The 18,601-nt window shown below is 62.1% G+C and carries 21 protein-coding genes; 11 read left to right on the top strand and 10 right to left on the bottom strand.

The genetic code is table 11. The features are described 5' to 3' along the window. Positions 1-71 precede the first annotated feature (71 nt). Complete coding sequence (locus tag C0V72_RS14445) at positions 72-1,271, bottom strand: site-specific DNA-methyltransferase (RefSeq protein ID WP_101794843.1); 1,200 nt, start codon at positions 1,269-1,271, stop codon at positions 72-74. Positions 1,272-1,573: 302 nt separating this feature from the next. Here C0V72_RS14445 and C0V72_RS14440 point away from each other — a divergent pair, with 302 nt between their 5' ends. Next, positions 1,574-2,488 (top strand): Abi family protein, encoded by a 915-nt coding sequence (locus C0V72_RS14440; RefSeq protein ID WP_101794842.1) that lies wholly within the window; start codon positions 1,574-1,576, stop codon positions 2,486-2,488. 52 nt (positions 2,489-2,540) lie between these two features. Here the strand turns inward: C0V72_RS14440 and C0V72_RS14435 are convergent, their stop codons facing one another. Further along, on the bottom strand, positions 2,541-3,122 hold the full coding sequence (locus tag C0V72_RS14435; protein WP_101794841.1) for a recombinase family protein: 582 nt from the start codon (positions 3,120-3,122) through the stop codon (positions 2,541-2,543). Positions 3,123-3,477: 355 nt separating this feature from the next. Between C0V72_RS14435 and C0V72_RS14430 the strand changes: the two genes are divergently transcribed. The 10 genes from C0V72_RS14430 (at position 3,478) to C0V72_RS14385 (ending at position 9,302) form a co-directional block, all read left to right on the top strand. Continuing rightward, positions 3,478-3,723 (top strand): AbrB/MazE/SpoVT family DNA-binding domain-containing protein, encoded by a 246-nt coding sequence (locus tag C0V72_RS14430; protein ID WP_101794840.1) that lies wholly within the window; start codon positions 3,478-3,480, stop codon positions 3,721-3,723. Next, positions 3,720-4,109 carry a type II toxin-antitoxin system VapC family toxin gene (locus tag C0V72_RS14425; RefSeq protein ID WP_101794839.1) on the top strand — a complete coding sequence of 130 codons (390 nt, stop codon included), beginning with the start codon at positions 3,720-3,722 and terminating at the stop codon, positions 4,107-4,109. The genes C0V72_RS14430 and C0V72_RS14425 overlap by 4 nt, the downstream gene beginning before the upstream one ends. A 280-nt stretch (positions 4,110-4,389) precedes the next feature. Then, positions 4,390-4,686, top strand: a complete 297-nt coding sequence (locus tag C0V72_RS14420; RefSeq protein WP_101794838.1) for a BufA1 family periplasmic bufferin-type metallophore — start codon at positions 4,390-4,392, stop codon at positions 4,684-4,686. 20 nt (positions 4,687-4,706) lie between these two features. After that, positions 4,707-5,612, top strand: a complete 906-nt coding sequence (gene bufB, locus C0V72_RS14415) for an MNIO family bufferin maturase (RefSeq protein WP_101794837.1) — start codon at positions 4,707-4,709, stop codon at positions 5,610-5,612. Beyond that, positions 5,599-6,342 carry an HvfC/BufC family peptide modification chaperone gene (locus tag C0V72_RS14410; protein ID WP_101794836.1) on the top strand — a complete coding sequence of 248 codons (744 nt, stop codon included), beginning with the start codon at positions 5,599-5,601 and terminating at the stop codon, positions 6,340-6,342. Before bufB ends, C0V72_RS14410 begins: the two co-directional genes overlap by 14 nt. A gap of 31 nt (positions 6,343-6,373) precedes the next feature. Continuing rightward, a complete protein-coding gene (locus tag C0V72_RS14405) occupies positions 6,374-6,832 on the top strand; it encodes a DoxX family protein (protein WP_101794835.1) in 459 nt (152 codons plus the stop codon). Next, positions 6,829-7,353: a sigma-70 family RNA polymerase sigma factor gene (locus C0V72_RS14400; RefSeq protein ID WP_101794834.1), complete on the top strand. Its 525-nt coding sequence runs from the start codon at positions 6,829-6,831 to the stop codon at positions 7,351-7,353. The genes C0V72_RS14405 and C0V72_RS14400 overlap by 4 nt, the downstream gene beginning before the upstream one ends. Before the next feature lie 3 nt (positions 7,354-7,356). Then, complete coding sequence (locus C0V72_RS14395; RefSeq protein WP_101794833.1) at positions 7,357-8,001, top strand: NrsF family protein; 645 nt, start codon at positions 7,357-7,359, stop codon at positions 7,999-8,001. Positions 8,002-8,080: 79 nt separating this feature from the next. Then, positions 8,081-8,554, top strand: a complete 474-nt coding sequence (locus C0V72_RS14390) for a thioredoxin family protein (protein ID WP_101794832.1) — start codon at positions 8,081-8,083, stop codon at positions 8,552-8,554. Between the two features lie 28 nt (positions 8,555-8,582). Continuing rightward, positions 8,583-9,302, top strand: coding sequence for a cytochrome c biogenesis CcdA family protein (locus C0V72_RS14385; protein WP_101794831.1), 720 nt, complete (start codon positions 8,583-8,585; stop codon positions 9,300-9,302). 469 nt (positions 9,303-9,771) lie between these two features. On the opposite strand, the gene C0V72_RS14380 is transcribed toward C0V72_RS14385, so the two are convergent. From C0V72_RS14380 to C0V72_RS14345, 8 genes are all read right to left on the bottom strand, one after another. Then, on the bottom strand, positions 9,772-10,800 hold the full coding sequence (locus C0V72_RS14380) for an IS110 family transposase (RefSeq protein ID WP_101794830.1): 1,029 nt from the start codon (positions 10,798-10,800) through the stop codon (positions 9,772-9,774). A 119-nt stretch (positions 10,801-10,919) separates the two neighbouring features. Continuing rightward, a complete protein-coding gene (locus C0V72_RS14375; RefSeq protein WP_101794845.1) occupies positions 10,920-11,543 on the bottom strand; it encodes a methyltransferase domain-containing protein in 624 nt (207 codons plus the stop codon). Further along, on the bottom strand, positions 11,540-11,965 hold the full coding sequence (locus C0V72_RS14370; RefSeq protein WP_172439046.1) for a phosphatase PAP2 family protein: 426 nt from the start codon (positions 11,963-11,965) through the stop codon (positions 11,540-11,542). Before C0V72_RS14370 ends, C0V72_RS14375 begins: the two co-directional genes overlap by 4 nt. A 194-nt stretch (positions 11,966-12,159) precedes the next feature. After that, positions 12,160-12,888 (bottom strand): superoxide dismutase, encoded by a 729-nt coding sequence (locus C0V72_RS14365; RefSeq protein WP_101794828.1) that lies wholly within the window; start codon positions 12,886-12,888, stop codon positions 12,160-12,162. 10 nt (positions 12,889-12,898) lie between these two features. Further along, entirely contained in the window at positions 12,899-14,218 is a 1,320-nt protein-coding gene (gene chrA / locus C0V72_RS14360) for a chromate efflux transporter (RefSeq protein ID WP_172439045.1), read from the bottom strand. A 354-nt stretch (positions 14,219-14,572) separates the two neighbouring features. Then, positions 14,573-15,307, bottom strand: a complete 735-nt coding sequence (locus tag C0V72_RS14355) for an anaerobic ribonucleoside-triphosphate reductase activating protein (RefSeq protein ID WP_172439044.1) — start codon at positions 15,305-15,307, stop codon at positions 14,573-14,575. Then, positions 15,291-17,273, bottom strand: a complete 1,983-nt coding sequence (locus C0V72_RS14350) for a ribonucleoside triphosphate reductase (RefSeq protein WP_101794826.1) — start codon at positions 17,271-17,273, stop codon at positions 15,291-15,293. The genes C0V72_RS14355 and C0V72_RS14350 overlap by 17 nt, the downstream gene beginning before the upstream one ends. Positions 17,274-17,517: 244 nt before the next feature. Continuing rightward, positions 17,518-18,601 (bottom strand): ferritin-like domain-containing protein (locus C0V72_RS14345; RefSeq protein WP_101794825.1); only part of this gene is annotated, 1,084 nt, incomplete at its 5' end.

The following is an 18,601-nucleotide window of genomic DNA, read 5'->3' as shown; positions in this document are numbered from 1 at the left end:
GCTCCCGCAAAAGGGCAAAGTGGACGACTTTTACGCCGCCCGCAGCAACACTTCGTCGCCGCTACCGTGGTCTAATTTTGCACCGCCGTTCTCACTTTGATGGCCTTGGCCGCTTCGATATTGGTGCCTGCGATGATGTCGTTGCCATCAGGGTCAGGGATCGTGTCCTTTTCGAAATTGGGCGTTATCCAACTGGACAGTGGCTGGGTCGGCGTTTTCAGCTCCCGCTTGTAACGCTTGAGTGACGGGGTGCCGAAGCCAACCTTCTTGCCCACCCAGAAATCGAGGTCCGGCAGATCAGGCCGCAAGAATGGAGAATTCCCGCTCCCGGGCACATCCTTCGCCTCGATCGCTGCATCCAGCTCTGCACGCGTGTTCCATACCTCTACGCGCTGCTCGGACGGAAAGTGGATGTAACCATCCGCGATAAACTCTTCCATGTAGCGCGTCTTGATCTTGGCCTTGGGACCAAACTTCGAGGCGTATCGCCACACTGAATCCGGATTGCAGGGATACCAGATGTCCTCGGTAGGATCATGCAGCGGATAGTAGGTGTTTGCCCGCTGAACCATCGTATGGGCTTTGGTTAGATCGCCCCCCGTGCGATACCAATCACGCTTCTCCTCATCCCAATGCTTGTAGAGATCGAAGGTCTTCTCTGTCCCTCCAAACCGGAAGCCGGGCATTCCGTAGGCCAGAATGTGCTCATGGTTGTCCGACAAGAATGCGCCTTTGGCATCCATCCCGCCAACGCGCGTCCGCCATGTGAATGAACCGATCCGCATGCCTGGCAGTGCTTCGTCCATCAGCAGTTCCAGCTTGGCGCGGTTCTCGTCGTTGATCGAAACGAGGATGACCCCGTCATTGGTCAGCAGATCGCGCGCCAAAGTCAGCCGACGATAGAGGAACTCGAGCCACGTGGAGTGACGATAGCGGTCGTTCTTGTCGATGTAGTGGTCGTTATAGACCCAATCTTTCTCGCCGGTGTTGTAAGGTGGATCGATGTAGATGCACTTGACCCTGTGGGCATAGGCCATGCGCAGCCAGCGTAGCGCGTCGAAATTATCGCCTTCGATCACCAAATTGCGCCACGGCCCCGTGCCGTCCGAAAGTGCCGGATCAACGGCGCATGCAACAAAATTTGCATCGATGGCCGCGTCGGCTTCGATCTCGTCCCGTTCCCACACGAGCCCCAGCTTCTTTTCGGCGTCTTTTTTGCGCAGAAGGCTGATCAACTGGGCCTGAGAAAGCGTTTCGTAATGATCGGCCAACTGACCTAACCCCCGCTGAAGTCTATGCATTGATTGTTCGGAGCTTATCTAGCGGCGATGCACCCCGTCCGGCAAGGTGCTGTCATTTTATGTCGCCAGTCGCCTTGCGATGCCCGACCCATATGACTTCGGGGGGATGGCCCCTTCAACATCCGCGGCGAGCCGATGATAACGCTTATTGATTTGTTGGGATATCCAGCCTATCTCATCCTCAATCGAACCCGCCCGGCCTCTGTCCACAAGGATATGCACACTGGGCGGGTCTTTTGTTTTCAGGCCCTTGTCGCTAAGCATTGGCGGGCATGACGCGCGTATTCGGCAAACCCTCGCTCAATCTCGATCAGCAGATCGCCCATCTGCGCGACAATGGCATGGCCATCCCTGATGAAGAGCGGGCCCGGTATTGGCTGACGCACGTCAGCTACTATCGGTTGAGTGCTTATTGGCTCTATTTCGAGCGTCCGAAGGATGAGCCCGGCCCGCGCTTCAATCCGGGTACGGCCTTCGAGACGGTAACCGCGCTGTACGACTTTGACCGGCTCCTTCGGCGCCTTGTCATGCGCGGCACCGAGCACGTCGAGGTCGCTCTGCGCGGCAGTTGGGCCTACCAACTTGCGTCGCTCGATCATGGGCACAGTTATCTCGACGCGGGGCTCTATTCCGAGCGCAAGAAGTTCCACGACAATCTTGCGAAGCTGGCAAAGGATGTCGGGGAGTCCAACGAAACCTACATCGATCACTATCGGAAGACTTACCGCGCTCCGGCGCTGCCGCCAGTGTGGATGGTCGCTGAGATGATGTCGTTCGGTCAGCTCTCTCGATGGTATTCAAGCCTTGCGGACCGATCGCTACGCAACCGGATCGCGGTTCCCCTCGGGCTAACCGAGACGGTTCTGGTGCCTTTCGTCCGCCACTTGGTCGATGTCCGCAATATCTGCGCACACCATGGGCGGCTCTGGAACCGGGGCTTTTTGATTTGCCCGCGTCTGCCCAGCAAACCGAGAGATCTGCAGCTTTCGCTGGACCACTCAGCAGGTGAACGACCGCCGGCTAAGCTCTACAACACCATCACGATGATCAATGGGGTGATGCGAACGGTCGCTCCTGAATCTCAGTGGGCATGCGACGTGAAGGCGCACATCCTGACACATCCGACCGGCGATCTGGCCGCAATGGGTTTCCCGGAAGATTGGCAAGAGAAGCCATTATGGCGATGATCGGTCTCGTCGGTTAGCCCACCAACCTGCTGCGAGCACGATCAGTCAACGGCTATGAAGCCGCTTGGCCCCGCCGGATCGTCCGATACACTGTCGGCCGCGAGACCTTAAATAGCTTGCCGAGGTCGCTGATCGAGTATTCACCGGTGGCGTGCATCTTGAGCAGTTCGCGCTGCTGCAGGTCAGAGAGCTTGGGCGGCTTGCCTCGGAGCTTCCCCTTGTCCCGGGCGATCTTCATGCCCTCGCGCGTGCGCAGGCGGATAAGGTCGCTCTCGAACTCGGCGAAGGTGGCGAGGATGTTGAAGAACATCCGGCCCATCGGATCGTTGGGGTCATAGACCTGCTTGCCAAGCGCGAGGCTCACACCGCGCTTCTCCAATTCATCGGCGATCGCGCGGGCGTCGGGCACGGATCGGGCGAGGCGATCGAGCTTCGGCACAACCAGGGTTTCGCCGGCGCGGACCGCGGCCAGTGCCTGGGCAAGGCCAGGGCGATCGCGGTTGCGGCCGGTGAGGCCGTGGTCGGTGTAGATGCGATCCTCGGGCACACCGAGCTCGATCAGCGCACGGCGCTGGGCGGTGAGGTCCTGCTTGTCGGTCGAGCAGCGGGCATATCCGATGAGAGTTGCGGTCATTTGTAACGGATGAGGCCCCTATGTGAGAAAATAAAGCGTACCACCTTAATGAGAGAGCGGGCAAGCCGGATTTGTGGAGGGGAGGGGGTCTGACCTCCGGTTCTTGTCGTTGCCTCAAAAAAGTGTCCGGTGAGCGATCCCATTCGGACAACCATCGGCAAAGCTCCATTGCTGTTGCAGAGGGGTGCCTATGATGTCGGCAACCGCTCGTTGAGACGCATTGAGGTGGCTATGTCACGCAGGCGCTCATGTGGCAACTTTGCTCACTTGTGCCTAAGTTTGCATTTTGTTGAATTTCAGGGGCTCTCCGGCTAGAGTGTTGCCCTCGACCAATTCAGCAGGAGTGGGAGCCCGCATGACAGTCCAAGTCAACATCACGCCAAACGGCCGGATGAGCCTCCCAGCTGACATCCGAAAGCGGCTCGGGCTCGTCGGTGGCGGCGCAGTCTATCTGGATGAGACGCCGGATGGTCTCGTGCTACGAACAGCCGCACAGGCTGTTGCCCGCGCTCAGGCTTTGGCGAAGCAGTACACCGAAGGAAACCCAGAAGCGTCGGTCGAAGCATTCCTGGCCAAGCGCCGCGAGGATAGCGGCGAGTGAGCGAGATCGTACTGGACGCCTCCGCCCTCATTGCCATGCTCAAAGGGGAGAAGGGCGCCGACAAGGTCGCCGCCGCGATAGCAGACGCCCGGATCTGCACGATCAACTACGCCGAGGTGGTCACCCACTTCATCCATCTTGGCATGCCCGAGCGTGAGGTCGACGCGATGCTCGACCCACTGCCAATGACGATTGTGCCGACCGATAAGGCCTTGGCGCAAATGGCCGGGCGATTGCGGACGGTCACTGCCGATCACGGGCTATCGCTCGGCGACCGCTTCTGCCTTGCGCTGGCGCAGCGTGACGGTCTTCCGGCATGGACCAGCGACCAGAGCTGGAAGGCGGTAGCCGATGCCGTCAAAACCAAGGTCGTTGCTATTCGATGATTTCGAGAGACGAGGGCAGGGCGGTTGCCCTTGCAATGGTGTTGCGCAGCCACAATCCTGCCTGGCAGCTTCAATGGGTTTCTCGCTGAAAGCCGAACTTCCCAAAGCGACCCCGTAGCAGTCGTTTCCTCATCACGAACAATCGCCTCCGCGGAGTGAAATGAAGGGCAAGGGCTGGGTGGCCTGCGTCCAACACGCAAGTGTAACCTTCATGCGCGCAGCTGCGAACGGGTTCATGTGAGCCAGCAAGGCCCACCCCGGATACTCGAAAGGAACTGTAATGAGATCATCGCTCGCCATTGCTGCGGCCTCGCTCGCCAGCCTCGCTGCTGCGTCCCTGATCGCCGCATCCCCCGCCGCAGCCCAAGAGAAAGGCGCCAAGGAAAAGTGCTATGGCGTATCGCTCAAGGGCAAGAATGATTGCGCCGCCGGGCCGGGCACCAGCTGTGCGGGCACCTCGACGGTCGATTATCAGGGCAATGCCTGGAAATATGTCGGCAAGGGCGAATGCGTGAAGATGGGCGGATCGCTCACCGCCAAGGCGGGCAACGCCAAGCCTGTTCCCCCGAAGGCCTGACGCCCTCGGGTTCCCCCGGGATGCTGGCCGATATGCCAACCCTGCTGTCCCTCCCCACTCGCGCAGGGGTCGGCCTCAAGCCTCAGCATTATGCCGAGGCGCTTGAGATTGTGTCGGCCAGCATCCACCCTTGCGGGCACGTTCCTGCCTGGTTTGAAGTGCATCCGCAGAACTATTTTGGCGCAGGCGGCCCGCCGCATCGCTGGCTGGGTGCCTTTGCCGAACGTGCACCGCTCAGCTTCCATTCGGTCGGCCTGTCACTGGGGAGCGTCGATGGCGTGAACCTGCACGAACTGGAACAGCTCGCCGCGCTGTGTGAGCGTTATGCGCCTGCCATGGTGTCCGATCACCTGAGCTGGAGCGGCAGTGCGTCCAATCGCTATCCTGATCTGCTGCCAGTGCCCTATACGCAAGAAGCCCTCGATCATTTCGCTGCGCAAGTCGCCCGCGTGCAGGATCGCCTTGGCCGCACCATCCTGATCGAAAACCCCTCGCGCTATCTCGCCTTTGCAGGCGACGAGATGTTCGAGGCTCAATTCCTGCACGCGCTATGCGCCCGCACCGGCTGCGGACTGTTGCTCGACATCAACAATATCGCGGTTTCCGCCGGCAATCTCGGGCTTGATGCCGCTGCGATGCTGGATGCGATTGATCCGGCGCTGGTGGGCGAGGTGCATCTGGCTGGGCACGCCTGCGAGGATCACGCCCACGGGCGCATGCTGATAGATGATCACGGCTCGCCGGTCTCTGCGGAGACATGGCGATTGTTTGAACATTTTGCACAAGCCGCCGGCCCGCGCCCGGTGTTGATCGAATGGGATACAGATGTGCCTGACTTCGATGTGCTGCTGGGCGAAGCGGCGAGAGCAGAGGCGATCATCACGGCTTCAGCGGCCCGGCAGGAACGATCCCATGCGCTGGCTTGACGGCGGACAGAGCGCGGTGATGCAGGCGCTCGATCATGGCCCGGCCTATCTGCCGGAAGGCCTGTTTGCAGGCTCGCCCGACCGCGTGCTGGCGGGGATGAAAGTGCACGCCAACACCATTTCCCATGCCCGGCTGGTGGCGCTGGAAGATACCTATCCGCGCAGCCGCGAAGTGCTGGGGCATGAAGCCTTCAACGCGCATTCCCGGCGGTTCATTGTGCAGCCGGGCGTGACGGCGGCGGCGCTGGCAGACATTGGCGCAGGCTTTGCTGCGTTCCTGCGCGAAGCGGGCGAAAGCGCAGGGGCTGCTGATCTGGCGCGTTTCGAATGGTGCTGGCTTGCGTCCTATCACGCCGCCGATGCAGCCGCGCTGGCGCTTGATGCGCTGGCGGGGCTCGCGCCAGAAGCCTTGCTGGATTGCGCCGTGCAGCGCCATCCTGCGGCCTGTGCCGGGCGCTTTGCGCCGCTGGTGCACCGCCTGATCGGCGCCGAGGTTCGGGGCCTTGCCGAAGCCGATGCCATCCTGATCGCCCGCCCCGATGCCGCTGTGCTGGTATCCCCTGCCAGCGCGCTGATGGCAGATGTGTTGGCGGGCGCAGAAAATCCCGTGACGATCGGTAACCTTCTCGAACAGGGATGCGAATGGCCCGATGACGCAGCAGCGCAGGCCGATGCCATCATGCCATCGCTCGTTGCTCTTATCACAGCCGGCGCGCTGATTGCAGCGTGATCGCGGCGCTGCGAGCGAGTAAGGAAACACCGTGCCAGCCATTTTTTCCGCCTATGATCGTGCCGCTGCATGGGTCAGCGGGGCTGCCCTGCAAAGCCTTGCGCTGCTGCTGACCCGCGTTGCCTTGGCCGGGATCTTCTGGCGTTCCGCCCGCACCAAGGTGGAAGATGGCAGCTGGCTCACCATCAGCGACACCACCTATTTCCTGTTCGCCGAGGAATATGCCGGCGTCCCCCTGCCAAGCGATTTTGCGGCGGTGACAGCGACGATGGCGGAGCATGTCTTTCCGCTCCTGCTGGTGCTCGGCCTGTTCACGCGGCTTTCGGCGCTGGCATTGCTCGGGATGACGCTGGTGATCCAGATCTTTGTCTATCCCGAAGCCTGGTGGAGCGTGCACGCGCTGTGGGCGGCGCTGGCGCTGATCCTGATCGCGCAGGGCGGCGGGCGGCTTTCCCTTGATGCAGCGCTGGTGAAGGCGCGCGGCAAATGAGAGTCGACGAAGCCTCGCTCGTCCGGCTGATGGCGATGTCGCAACAGGGCGATCGCCAAGCCTACGCCGCGCTGCTGGCCGAATGCCAGCGCTGGCTGCGGCGCTATTACAGCCGCCGGATTGCACCAGCGCAGCTTGATGATCTGGTGCAGGAGACACTGATGGCGCTGCACAACAAGCGGGCGACCTGGGATTCCTCGCGCCCGTTCCTGCCCTGGCTGGCGGCGATTGCCCGCTATCGCTGGGTCGATCACCTGCGCCGGTTGTACCGCGCGGATGAATGCGAGCTGGTGACTGATTTTGCCGGGCAGGATGAAGAACCCGCCATTGCCGCACGCATCAGCCTTGATCGGCTGCTCGGCATCTTGCCGGATGCGCAGGCCCGCGCCATCGCGCTGGTCAAGATCGAAGGGCTCAGCATTGCCGAAGCCGCCGAGGCGACCGGGCAAAGCCAGTCCCTCGTCAAAGTCAATATTCACCGCGGCCTCAAAAAACTGGCCCACACGGTCGAGAAAGCCTGACAAATGACCCCAAAAACTGATGCCTTGATTGCCAATCTGGTCGGCGATCTTCAGCCGGTGAAGCCCTTGCGCTTTGCAAGAGGGGTGGGCCTTGCCGTGGCAGGCGGCGCGCTGACGACGCTGGCGGTGGTCGCCTTGTTCGGCATGCGCGCCGATCTGCTGGCTGGCCGGTTCGATCCCGTTCATCTGATTTCGACCGGCCTGTTTCTAGTGCTGGGCATGGCAGCCGCAGTCACAGTCATCGTGATGAGCCGCCCTCAGGTGGGCAATGATCATGGCGGCTGGATCTGGGCTGCGGCGATGGTGGCCTTACTGCCGCTAGCCGCGATCATTGTCGGGCTTGGCGGCGGGAGCGACATTCTGTCGCGCGAAAGCATCGCGCACGGGGTAGAATGTCTCGTAATCGGGGGCGGCTCATCGCTGCTGGTGCTGGCGATTTTGGCGGTATGGCTGCGCAAGGGCGCACCAACTGCGCCTGATCGGGCTGGCCTGCTCAGCGGGGTTGCTGCCGGAAGCCTTGGTATCTTCGCCTTCTCGCTCCATTGCGCCGATAATGACATCGTCCATATCGGCCTCTGGCATAGCGGCGTCGTGTTGCTGATGGCGGGCCTTGGCCGCATGATCGTGCCGCCGCTGGTGCGCTGGTAGCCAGCGGTTTTGCTGCGGCGCATTGCCCGCCCGGTCTGTTTGATACGCTCTCACCGGCAGCTTGTGCCCATGCTTGCGCATGGCCGTAACCTTTTGCGCCATCTCAGCGAACCGGCAGGCATCCAGACTTTGCCAAATCACCTTTGAAAGGACATCCCAGATGATACTGAAAGCCATCCGGTCCCTGCTAGCCTTCATCGCTGCCATTTTCGCAGCGCCCGTTATGGCTGCGCCTGTGTGGCAGGATTATAACCCGGCGGCATTTTCCCGCGCGCAGGAAGCTGGCAAAATCATTGTCGTGGATGTTCACGCCGTGTGGTGCCCCACCTGCAAGGCGCAGGCACCCACGCTCGATGCCCTGCGCCAGGATGCACAGCTGAAGGACGCGGTATTCTTCAAGGCCGATTTCGACAAGGAGAAGGCGTTCCTGCGCGAACACCGCATTCCGCGCCAGTCAACGGTGCTGGTATTCCGCGGCAAAGAGGAAACGGCGCGTTCGATTGCTGAAAGTCGCCCCAGACAGCTGCGCGAAGCTGTGCTGGCCGGGCTGTGAAGCGATTGCCCGTGCCCAAGGCTGAGTGATGCTGGCCGAACTTGCGCTCGCATTCGTTGCCGGACTGGTGACGATCCTCAATCCTTGCGTTCTGCCGCTGATCCCGATCCTCGTCGGCTCCGCGCTCGGCAAACACCGCATGGGGCCAGCGGCACTTGCCAGCGGGCTGGCGCTGTCTTTTGCGACATTCGGGTTTGTCGTTGTCGCTTTCGGGTTTCAGCTGGGTATTCCTGAACAAGGCATCCGCCTGTTTGCCGGCGCGCTGCTGGCTGCGGCGGGGATCATCCTGCTGGTTCCCGCCCTGCAAACCCGGCTGACGATGCTGTTCGCGCCGCTGACCCAGCGCGCGCAGGGCGCGCTCTCGCGCACCAGCGGTGAAGGGCTTGGCGGGCAGTTTGCTGTCGGCGTGCTGCTTGGGCTGGTGTGGGCGCCGTGTGTCGGCCCCACGCTCGGCGCGGCGATTGCTGCGGCCAGTCAGGGCGAAGATCTTGGCGGCGCCTTCATCACATTTCTGGTGTTTGCTGCCGGAGTAGCCCTTTCGGTGACAGGCTTTGCCTACGGATCGCGGCGAGCCATCGGCAAAGGAGCCGGATCACTGCAAAAGCTCGCTCGCTATGCCAAGCCGGTGTTCGGCGCGATGCTGGTGCTGGTGGGCATGCTGGTGCTGACCGAGGCGGACAAGCGGGTTGAGGCAGCGGTGCTCAATATCATGCCTGACTGGCTGATTGTCTTCACCACCGGGTTCTGATCGCGCGGTCGCATTTGCTTCAGCTCACCTTCAAGGCAACCACGCCAGGACTGCGTACAATGGGTTGCGAAACAAGATCACCTGCCGATAAAGTTGCCGTTCGCCTATCCACCCACGACCGGCCATGAGCGGCGCCAATGCTCGATCCCGAAAGCGGCACGGCAGCTTGACCCCGGTCGCGAAAAATTCCTGCCCGTCGGCAACCGACCCCTGTGTGGACGGCTCTCCGTTGGCAAGGGTATTTCTGCACTGCGCTGGCTGATCGTGGCGCTCATGTGTCCGGCCTTTCAGCGCGGCTTTGCATGGCCGCTGGCCTTGATGCCATTCGCGCGGTTCAGGTCCCTCCCAATTGCACGCACTCGAAGTGCTGGGGTCGCTCGGGTTCTCCTGCTCCGGCGGTTTCAACCGGCTTGTTGCGTCAGTTCAGTCTGCCCTCTCCAACTCGTGTGGGGCCCTGAGGCGCGATCTCTCAGGCTGCCGCCAACTCCGGTTCCCGGTAAGCCTCGCCGCTTGCCAACATCGCCCAGATGATCCGAACGTTCTTGTTCGCCAGCGCGACAGCGGCAACCTTGGGCTTCTTGCGCGTGAGCAGCTGCGTCACCCAAGGGCGCTTGGTGCTCCCCTGCTTCGCTCGCCGCACCACCGCCATGGCACCGACCACGAGCAGCTCGCGCAGGTAGGTGTTGCCAGCCTTGGTGATACTGCCAAGCCGCTCCTTGCCGCCGCTCGAGTTCTGGCGCGGAGTCAGCCCGATCCATGCCGACAGGCTGCGTCCGCCGCCGAAGGTAGCGGGGTCAGGAACACAGGCCACGATCGCGCTGGCCAGCAGCGGGCCGATGCCGGGTATCTTCATCAGCCTGCGGCCTGCTTCGGTCCTGCGGGCATCGGCGAGGATGCGCCGGTCATTGTCGAGGATCTGCTCCTTGACCATCTCGAGCTGGGTGCTGAGCACCGCAAGGCAGGCCCGGGCCTCGTCGGGCAGTCGCGCATCATCCTGATCGGCGATGACCGCGATCAGCCGCTCCAGTCCTCCGCGCCCGATCGCTGCGGTAATGCCGAATTCGGCCATGTGAGCACGCAGGGCGTTGCTGATCTGCGTGCGCTGGCGGGTGAGGATCTGGCGCACTCGGTGCAGCATCATGGTCGCCTGCTGGTCTGGCGACTTCGCGCCAACGAACCGCATCGTCGGACGGGTCACGGCCTCACAGATCGCCTCGGCATCGGCCGCATCGTTCTTGCCGCGCTTCACATAGGGCTTCACGTATTGCGGCGGCATCAGCTTGACCTCGTGCCCGAGTGCCGCCAGCTCACGCGCCCAGTGATGGGCCGACGCGCACGCTTCCATGCCGACAAGGCAGGGCGGCAGCTTCTCAAACAGCTTCAGCAACTGACCACGCGTGAGCCTGCGCCGCAGCACTGCCTCGCCCTGAGCGTTGACACCGTGCACCTGGAAAACCGACTTGGCCAGATCCAGCCCGACAACCGATACTTGCTCCATCGTAACTCTCCTCTCCGACTCTCCCGCGGAGATTATCCCGCGGGGGTGGAGAGCCGTCCACGACATCAATTGCAGTCGCTCATCACGAGTTTGGCCACGCCGAACAGGCAGAGACCTGATTAGTCGCTGTCTCGCCGGAACACACACCAGATGAACTTCTGCGCGGCGCCCCACGGGGTGAGGTGTTCCTCACGCCAGTCGTCGAGCAACGTGAACTCGCTCCCGAGTGCAGCGGCGAGGCTTGCGGCATCATGGCGCTGCACCGGCAGATCGCTGCATTTTTCTGGCCCATCGGGCGCAAAGGTTGCGATGATAACGAGTGCATCGGGCGCTGTCCCCTCCAGAAGGGCGCGGCGATAGGCGCCCCGTTGCTCCGGCTCTGTCAGGAAATGGAAGACGGCCCGGTCATGCCATACCCTGTAGCGACGCGGCGGGTTCCAGCGGGTTATGTCAGCGGCCTCCCAGAAGACGCCCGCTGCCGCCTCTCCCAGTCGGGCCTGTGCCGCCGCCAGCGCAGGGGCAGCAATATCGACCACCGTCACATCGCTCCACCCGCATGCCAGCAAGGCATCGACGAGATTGGAGGCGCCGCCTCCGATATCGACGAAGGGTGTCGTGTGGGGCACATCAAAGCGTGCAAGCGCGGTAAGCGAAGGGCGCGGTTCGCTCTGGAACCAACTGACCTCGCTGGGCGCCTTGTCGGAATAGACCCGGTCCCAGTGCTGCTGGGGTTCTTCTGTCATCGCGCACATTTCTTCGTGAGCAATCGATCGACAACTGCGCTTGCGGCAATGGCCACCAACAGGCCCAGCAGAACCGAGGCGATCATCTGGCTTGTCCAGTGCCCGCCGAGCACCACCCGGGCCGCCGCTCCGGCGAAAGTCAGAGCGAGCGCAAGAGCGCGTAGCACGATGGCCGACCTGCCCGTTGCTGCCACAAAGACAACCACGCCGAAGATGCTGCCATAGACTAGTCCGAACGTTGAAGGCAGCCCGCTCGAACTGCTGGCGCTGGCCACCGCGACCAGATCCGCTGATGGTCGCGGCGCAAAGATAACAGGGCGCAAGCCCTTGTCGATCAGCCAGGCGAGGCCGAAGGCAAGCGGCACAGCAAGCGCTGAGCGCCAGCCAGCGGCAAGCCATGCCAGCCCGGCCCCGACTCCCATGGTTGCAATCACCATTGGCGGCTTGGCTGTATCGGTAAGCCATTCAGCCCAACGCGGCGCATTACCAAACAGCGATTGCAATTTGCGTGTGGCCCCGACGTCGCCCGGCAATGGCCCCTGAACTGCGAGGCAGGCTCCGCCAACGGCAAGGGTCAGCAAAGTAAGGATTAAGAGGCGATTTGCAGAATGCCCCTTCACGCAATCGCTGCCCGATACCTTGCGTCAACCACCTCCCAATCAAGGTTTGCCATGAAGGCATCGACATACTTCGCTGCCGCCGCACCGTAATCTATGTGAAAGCTGTGCTCATACATATCGAGCGCGATCAGCGGTGCGCCGGTGGCCGCACCATGCATGTGATCGAAGGCCCAGTAATTGTGCAGCGACCGGGTGTGGCGGTTGTAGCTGAGGATGCACCAGCCCGATCCGCCTGCCAGTGACATGGCGGTGCGGCGGAATTCGGCTTGCCACGCATGAAAGTTGCCGAACCAACCATCGAGCGCTTCGTAGATCGATCCGCCGGGATTGCCGTTGCCGCCCAGCGCATCGAAGTAATATTCGTGCAGCACCACCGATCCGGTGCGGTGCAGTTCCTCGCGCTTCAGCCCGGCATAGGCAACCGGGGGAAAGTCGGGGTCGGCCATGGCGGCAGCAAAGCGGGTCTCGATGGTGTTGAGCCCGCGCACCGAGCCTTGGTAATTGTTCTCCCAGTGCGAGGTGATCAGCCGCTCGGACAGCCCGGTGAGCTTGGCCGGGTTGAACCGCAGCGGCTTCGGCGTGTGCTTGCCGGCAAAGGCAGCGGCGCGGGAAGCGGCTCCGGCAGAGTCTTGCGCTGAGGCTGCGCTTGCCGTTCCTGCCAGCGCGATGCCCGTGGCCGAAAGGGCTGCTGTGCCGATGGCTTGCCTGCGTGTGATGATGCTCATGTCGTCCTCCTCAGATTGCCAAGACCAGAACCATGCCGCCCAGCGCGGCGGCCATCAGAACCCGCAGCACCGACCATTTCAGCCCGAACACCAGTGCGCAGGCGATTGCCGCCAGCACGCTCGCGCGCCAATCGAAACTCGCCGGGTCCGGCCAGTATAAGCGCAGCGGGCCGAATTGGCGCTGGCCCACCTCGGCGAACAGCACATGCAGCGCAAACCATGCGGTGAGGTTAGCGATCACCCCCACAACCGCTGCCGTCACAGCTGCGAGCCCGCCCTTCAGGCGCACGGCATTACCAAGCCGGTCGATCCACGGCGCAAGCGCGAAGATCCACAGGAAGCACGGCGCAAAGGTCACCCATGTCGTCAGGCCCGCGCCCAGCAACCCGGCGACGAATGGCGAGAACGGCTCCGGCGCGCGGAAGGCGGCAAGGTAGCCGACAAATTGCGTCACGAGGATCAGCGGCCCCGGCGTGGTTTCCGCAAGGCCAAGCCCATCGGCCATTTCGCCGGGACGCAGCCACCCGAACCCCTGCACCGCTTCCTGCGCCATGTAGGCCAGCACCGCATAAGCCCCGCCAAAAGTCACGATGGCGAGCTGCGAGAAGAATGCGCCAATTTCCCACAGCACGTGATCTTGCCCAAGCGTCAGCGCGATCAGCAGCATCGGTGCGACCCAGACCGCTCCCCAAAGGACGATCGACAGGATCGTGGTGCGCCACGGTCGTTCGGGTAAAGCACCGCCAGTTGTAGTGGGTTTCAGCGCCAACAGGTCGGGCCGCCAGGCCGCAATTACCATTCCAATCACCCCGGAACCCAAAACGATTAGCGGAAACGGGAGGTCGAATAGGAACAGCCCGATGAACGCGGCCACCGCCAGCGCACGCTTTAACACCGTATCCAGCGCACGTCCGGCAATTCGCAACAAGGCCTGCACCACAATCGCCAGCACCGCCGCTTTCACGCCGAGGAACAGCGCTTCGACCCATGCGAGAGTTGCGGCAATGGCATAGAGCACCGACAGCGCCAGAATGATGGCCGCGCCCGGAATGACAAAGAGCAGCCCCGCGGCCAGCCCGCCGCGCCATCCATGCAGCCGCCACCCGATCCATGTGGCGAGCTGCTGCGCTTCGGGGCCGGGGAGCAGGTGGCAGAAATTGAGCGCGTGGAGGAAATCCTCCTCGGCCACCCATTTGCGCTCTTCCACCAATTCCCGGTGCATCAGCGCGATCTGCCCCGCAGGTCCGCCAAAGCTGAGCAGGCCGATGCGGGTGAACGCCCGCAGCAGATCGACAAACGCGACGGAATGGGTGAGAGCCGATGACGCCAAGATGACCTCGCACAAAAGACCTTGCCAACAACGGCAAGGCTACGAGGCAACGCTTGGGCTTCTCTCGGCCTGAACGGGAGGTTGCTTCGCCCCGTCACCGAGGGTTTAGAATGCTGAGGAAGCCGTAGCAAGGTCTAAGCGGAAACACAGTCACTCTTCCAGATTCGGCCATCGGGAGGCGCGACTCCGAGAGCCGCTCCTTTTCGAAGGGCTTCCTGAACGAGTCGCAAAGGTTCAGGGTGTGTTCACCACAGTGGTGGGGCAGGGTCGGCGCAATGTGTCCGGCTTTGAACCTAAGCTGTTCGATTCACGGATGGCACGAGAGTGTTTCGGCGGCAGGGTGACTGAGCAATCCTATCGGAAGTCCAGCGCCAGACTTGTCTGCGCTGCGAGCCACTGCCGATCAAGCTTACGACCTGGAGGCGTCAGCGAGCCCAGCAGCGGGCGATCAGGTTCGACAACGGCTTGCTGCACCGCCAGCCTCCCACGATAGCCGCGCCGCTCGAGATCAGTTGCGATCGCCAGTACGTCACCTTCGTCCAGCAGCGCGTCGTGGACGGTAGTACGCACTTCGAACGTAACGCGATCCTGTCGGCACAGCAGATCGAGCGTGCGGGCGAAGCGGGGGAAGGCGACAGTGCCGGTGACAGCGCGGAACCGTTCCGGTGGTGCCTTGTAGTCGAGTGCGACATGATCGATCAGCATGCGATCCAGCATCTGCGCGACTACATCGGGGCGCAACCCGTTAGTATCAAGCTTGACCGCGAATCCCATCGCTTTCACTTGGGCCGCAAAGTCGCCCAGACCGGGCCAGGTGGTCGCCTCGCCGCCCGACAGCACCACCCCCTCCAGAAGCCCCTGCCGTCTCCGGAGGAACGCCAGTGCATCGCCCTCACTCAGTTCTCCCTTGCCCAGCACAATTTCCGGGTTGTGGCAGTAACCGCAGCGCATGTTGCATCCCGCGACCCACAGTATGCAGGCGCTGCGATCGGGAAAATCGAGCAAGGTGAAGGGCGTGATCGCATGGAACGGGTGCGTCATCCGGGATCGCTTGCGCTCCGGCCCGTCGCGTTCAGCCAGCGTGACCAAACAGGTCCTCCACCATCGCCGCATCCTCGGTAAAGTGACGGCGCTGGCGATGTTCGCCGACCTTGCCCTTGTTGAAGCTGTCGACCGGTCGGAAATAGCCCATCACCCGCGTCCAAACCTTGGTTTGCGTACCGCATTGAGGGCATTCGGGTTGCTCGCCCGCGAGATAGCCGTGGGTGTCGCAAACCGAAAACACCGGGGTCAGCGTGACATAGGGCAGGCGATAGCGGGTCAATACGGTCCGCAGGAACCCGCGCGCCGCATTGGCGCTCGACAGCTTCTCGCTCATGTATAGGTGCAGAACCGTGCCGCCGGTGTATTTGCATTGCAGATCGTTCTGCAATTCCAGCGCTTCGAACGGATCCTCGGTATGATCGACCGGAATTTGGGAGCTGTTGGTATAGTAGATATTCTCGCCGCCTCCCGCTTGCAGTATGTCGGTAAAGCGTTTGCGGTCTTCTTTGGCGAAGCGATAGGTGGTGCCTTCTGCCGGGGTGGCTTCGAGGTTGTAGAGGTTGCCGGTGCGCTGCTGATAGTCGACCAAGCGTTCGCGCATATGATCGAGAATGGCGAGTGCCATTGCGATGCCTTCGGGCACGGTTAGATCGGCGGCATCGCCGGTGAAGTTGCGCACCATCTCGTTCATGCCATTGACCCCGATGGTCGAGAAATGGTTGCGCAAGAACGGCAGGTAGCGCGCGGTATAGGGATAGAGCCCACGATCATACAGGCCCTGAACGAAAGCGCGCTTCTTCTCCAGGGTGGAACTGGCGATGTCCATCAGCCGGTCGAGTTCGGCCATCAGCCCAACAATGTCGCCTTTGAACCGATAGCCAAGCGCCGCCATGTTGATGGTCACTACACCCAGCGATCCGGTCATCTCGGCCGATCCGAACAACCCGTTCCCGCGCTTGAGCAATTCGCGCAGGTCAAGCTGCAAACGGCAGCACATGGAACGCACTGCGCCCGGCGCATAGGCTTCGGGATTGGGACGCCGCTCGCCCGTGACCGGATCACGCAGATACTGGCTGCCGATGAAGTTCTGGAAGTATGACGATCCGACCTTGGCGGCATTGTCGAAGATCGCGCTGGCCACACGGCTGTCCCAGTCGAAATCCTCGGTGATGTTGACAGTGGGGATCGGGAAGGTGAAGGGCTGGCCGGTGGCATCGCCCTCGGTCATGGTCTCGTAATAGGCGATCACAATCTGCTCCATCTCGGGGGCGAAATGAGCAAAGGTCAGGTCTTCCAGACTGCGCAGCCCGAGATCGCGCTGGCGGGCGCGGTCGAGCAGGGCAGTGTCGTCCAGCCCCGAAAACAGGTGACGATCGTGCGCGGTCGGGTAGAGATCGCGCAGGTCTTCGGGCACGGTGATGTCGAGCGTGATGTTGGTGAACGGCGACTGTCCCCAGCGCGCCGGCACGTTGAGGTTGTAGACGAACTGGCGGATCGCTTTCTTGATGTCTCCGAAACTTAGATTATCGCGGAAGACATAGGGCGCCAGATAGGTGTCGAAACTGGAAAATGCCTGCGCGCCGGCCCATTCGGATTGCAGGATGCCGAGGAAATTGGCCATCTGCCCCAGCGCCTCGCGGAAATGGCGCGGGGGGCGTGAGGACACCCGGCCTGCCACTCCGTTGAAACCGTCATTGAGCAGCGCCCTCAGCGACCAGCCAGCGCAATAGCCGGTGAGGCTGTCCAGATCGTGGATGTGGATGTCACCCTGACGGTGGGCGAGGCCTTCTTCGGGTGCGTAGACCTGATCGAGCCAGTAATTGGCGATGACCTTGCCCGCGACGTTGCTGACGAGGCCAGCGTGCGAATAGCCGACATTGGCATTGGCCTTGATCCGCCAGTCTGCGCCAGAGATATACTCATCGATCGTTGCGCCGCAATCGATGCTGCGACCGGAGGAAGGCGCTGATCGCAGCACAGCGATGCTATCAGCGGCGGCAGTGGACGGCATGGCAAGTTACTCCCGAACATTTTGTGGCATGATTGGTGGCTGGACCACATCATCTAGTGGTGAACCCTTCTAGAGCGGCGTCAGGGATATGGATTGACATTCATCAATTGGGCTACCCGTGACGCGATTTTTCCTACGACGCGGCGACCTTTGCACAACATACAAGGCCGCCCCCCGACCCAAGGGCCAGGAGGCGGAAAGGTCACTCCTTCGGGAGGGACGGGAGTGAACGGAGCTTTGCGTGTCAGGCAGCGACCGGGTGGCCGCCTTCCATCGCGTGGAGGATGCGCGGGTCGTCGGTCAGCGGAATGCCGACCTCTTCGTACCGCGCACGCACCCGCGGCGTGAGCAAGCCGACGCGGGCCAGCGCGGGCAGCATCAGGTGTTCGAGCGAATGGATCTGCCCCGGCGGCAATTGCCGCGTGATGCCGAGCTGCTCGGCCTCCTTCAAGCCGGCGAAGAAATCATCCGCGTCAATCTCGCAGTTCTCTAGCACCAGCATGAAGCCGGGATCGACCCGGCTGGCGATGGTGCCCGCGGTCCCGGCAAAGGCGAGGATCTTCACCGCCTCGAAGGCGAAATCGGCAAGGTCTTCCACCTCGTCTTCGGCCAGTGCGCCGATCACCGGAGCGAGATAGGCATGGCCGAACGACACATGACGGGATTCGTCGCGCATCACGTTGAAGGTCAGCTGCTTGAGCAACTCGCACTGGGTCGAACGGTACATGTTGTTGAAGGCGCCCAGCGCGAGGCCCTCGACGATCATGTTCATGCCGATCATGATCTTCTCGTAACGATCGGCCTTCAGTGTCGCGTCGATCAGCTGCTTGAGCCAGCCCGACATAGGATAGACCATCGCCACCTTGTCGCAGTAACGGGCGAACACCTCGACATGGCGGGCCTCGTCCATCGTCTGGGTCGCGGCATAGAGCTTAGCGGTGGCATCAGGAACCGAGTGCGTGACGCAGGCCGCTGTCATCAGCGCGCCCTGTTCGCCGTGCAGGAATTGCGACAGCATCTGCGCGGTCGAATGGGCGGTGAAGCGTTCCTGCTGCGACTTCGACAGCTTCCGGAAGAACGGCATCCGGTGATAGATGTCCTGCTCGTCATTGATCAGCGGCTTCGACGGATCGACCGCCATGTCCCACGGCAGGCGCTCGTCGCTGTTCCACTGGTCCTGCTTCGCGCGGCGGTAGAGATCCTCGATCTTGTCGCCCGACATCAGGTAATCTGAGAACGGCGGTGCAAAATTAGACCACGGTAGCGGCGACGAAGTGTTGCTGCGGGCGGCGTAAAAGTCGTCCACTTTGCCCTTTTGCGGGAGCGGG

The organism is Porphyrobacter sp. TH134 (assembly GCF_002855495.1).
Taxonomy (GTDB): domain Bacteria; phylum Pseudomonadota; class Alphaproteobacteria; order Sphingomonadales; family Sphingomonadaceae; genus Erythrobacter.
Note: the sequence above shows the minus strand (reverse complement) of the source record. Positions and strands in the feature narration are given on the sequence as shown.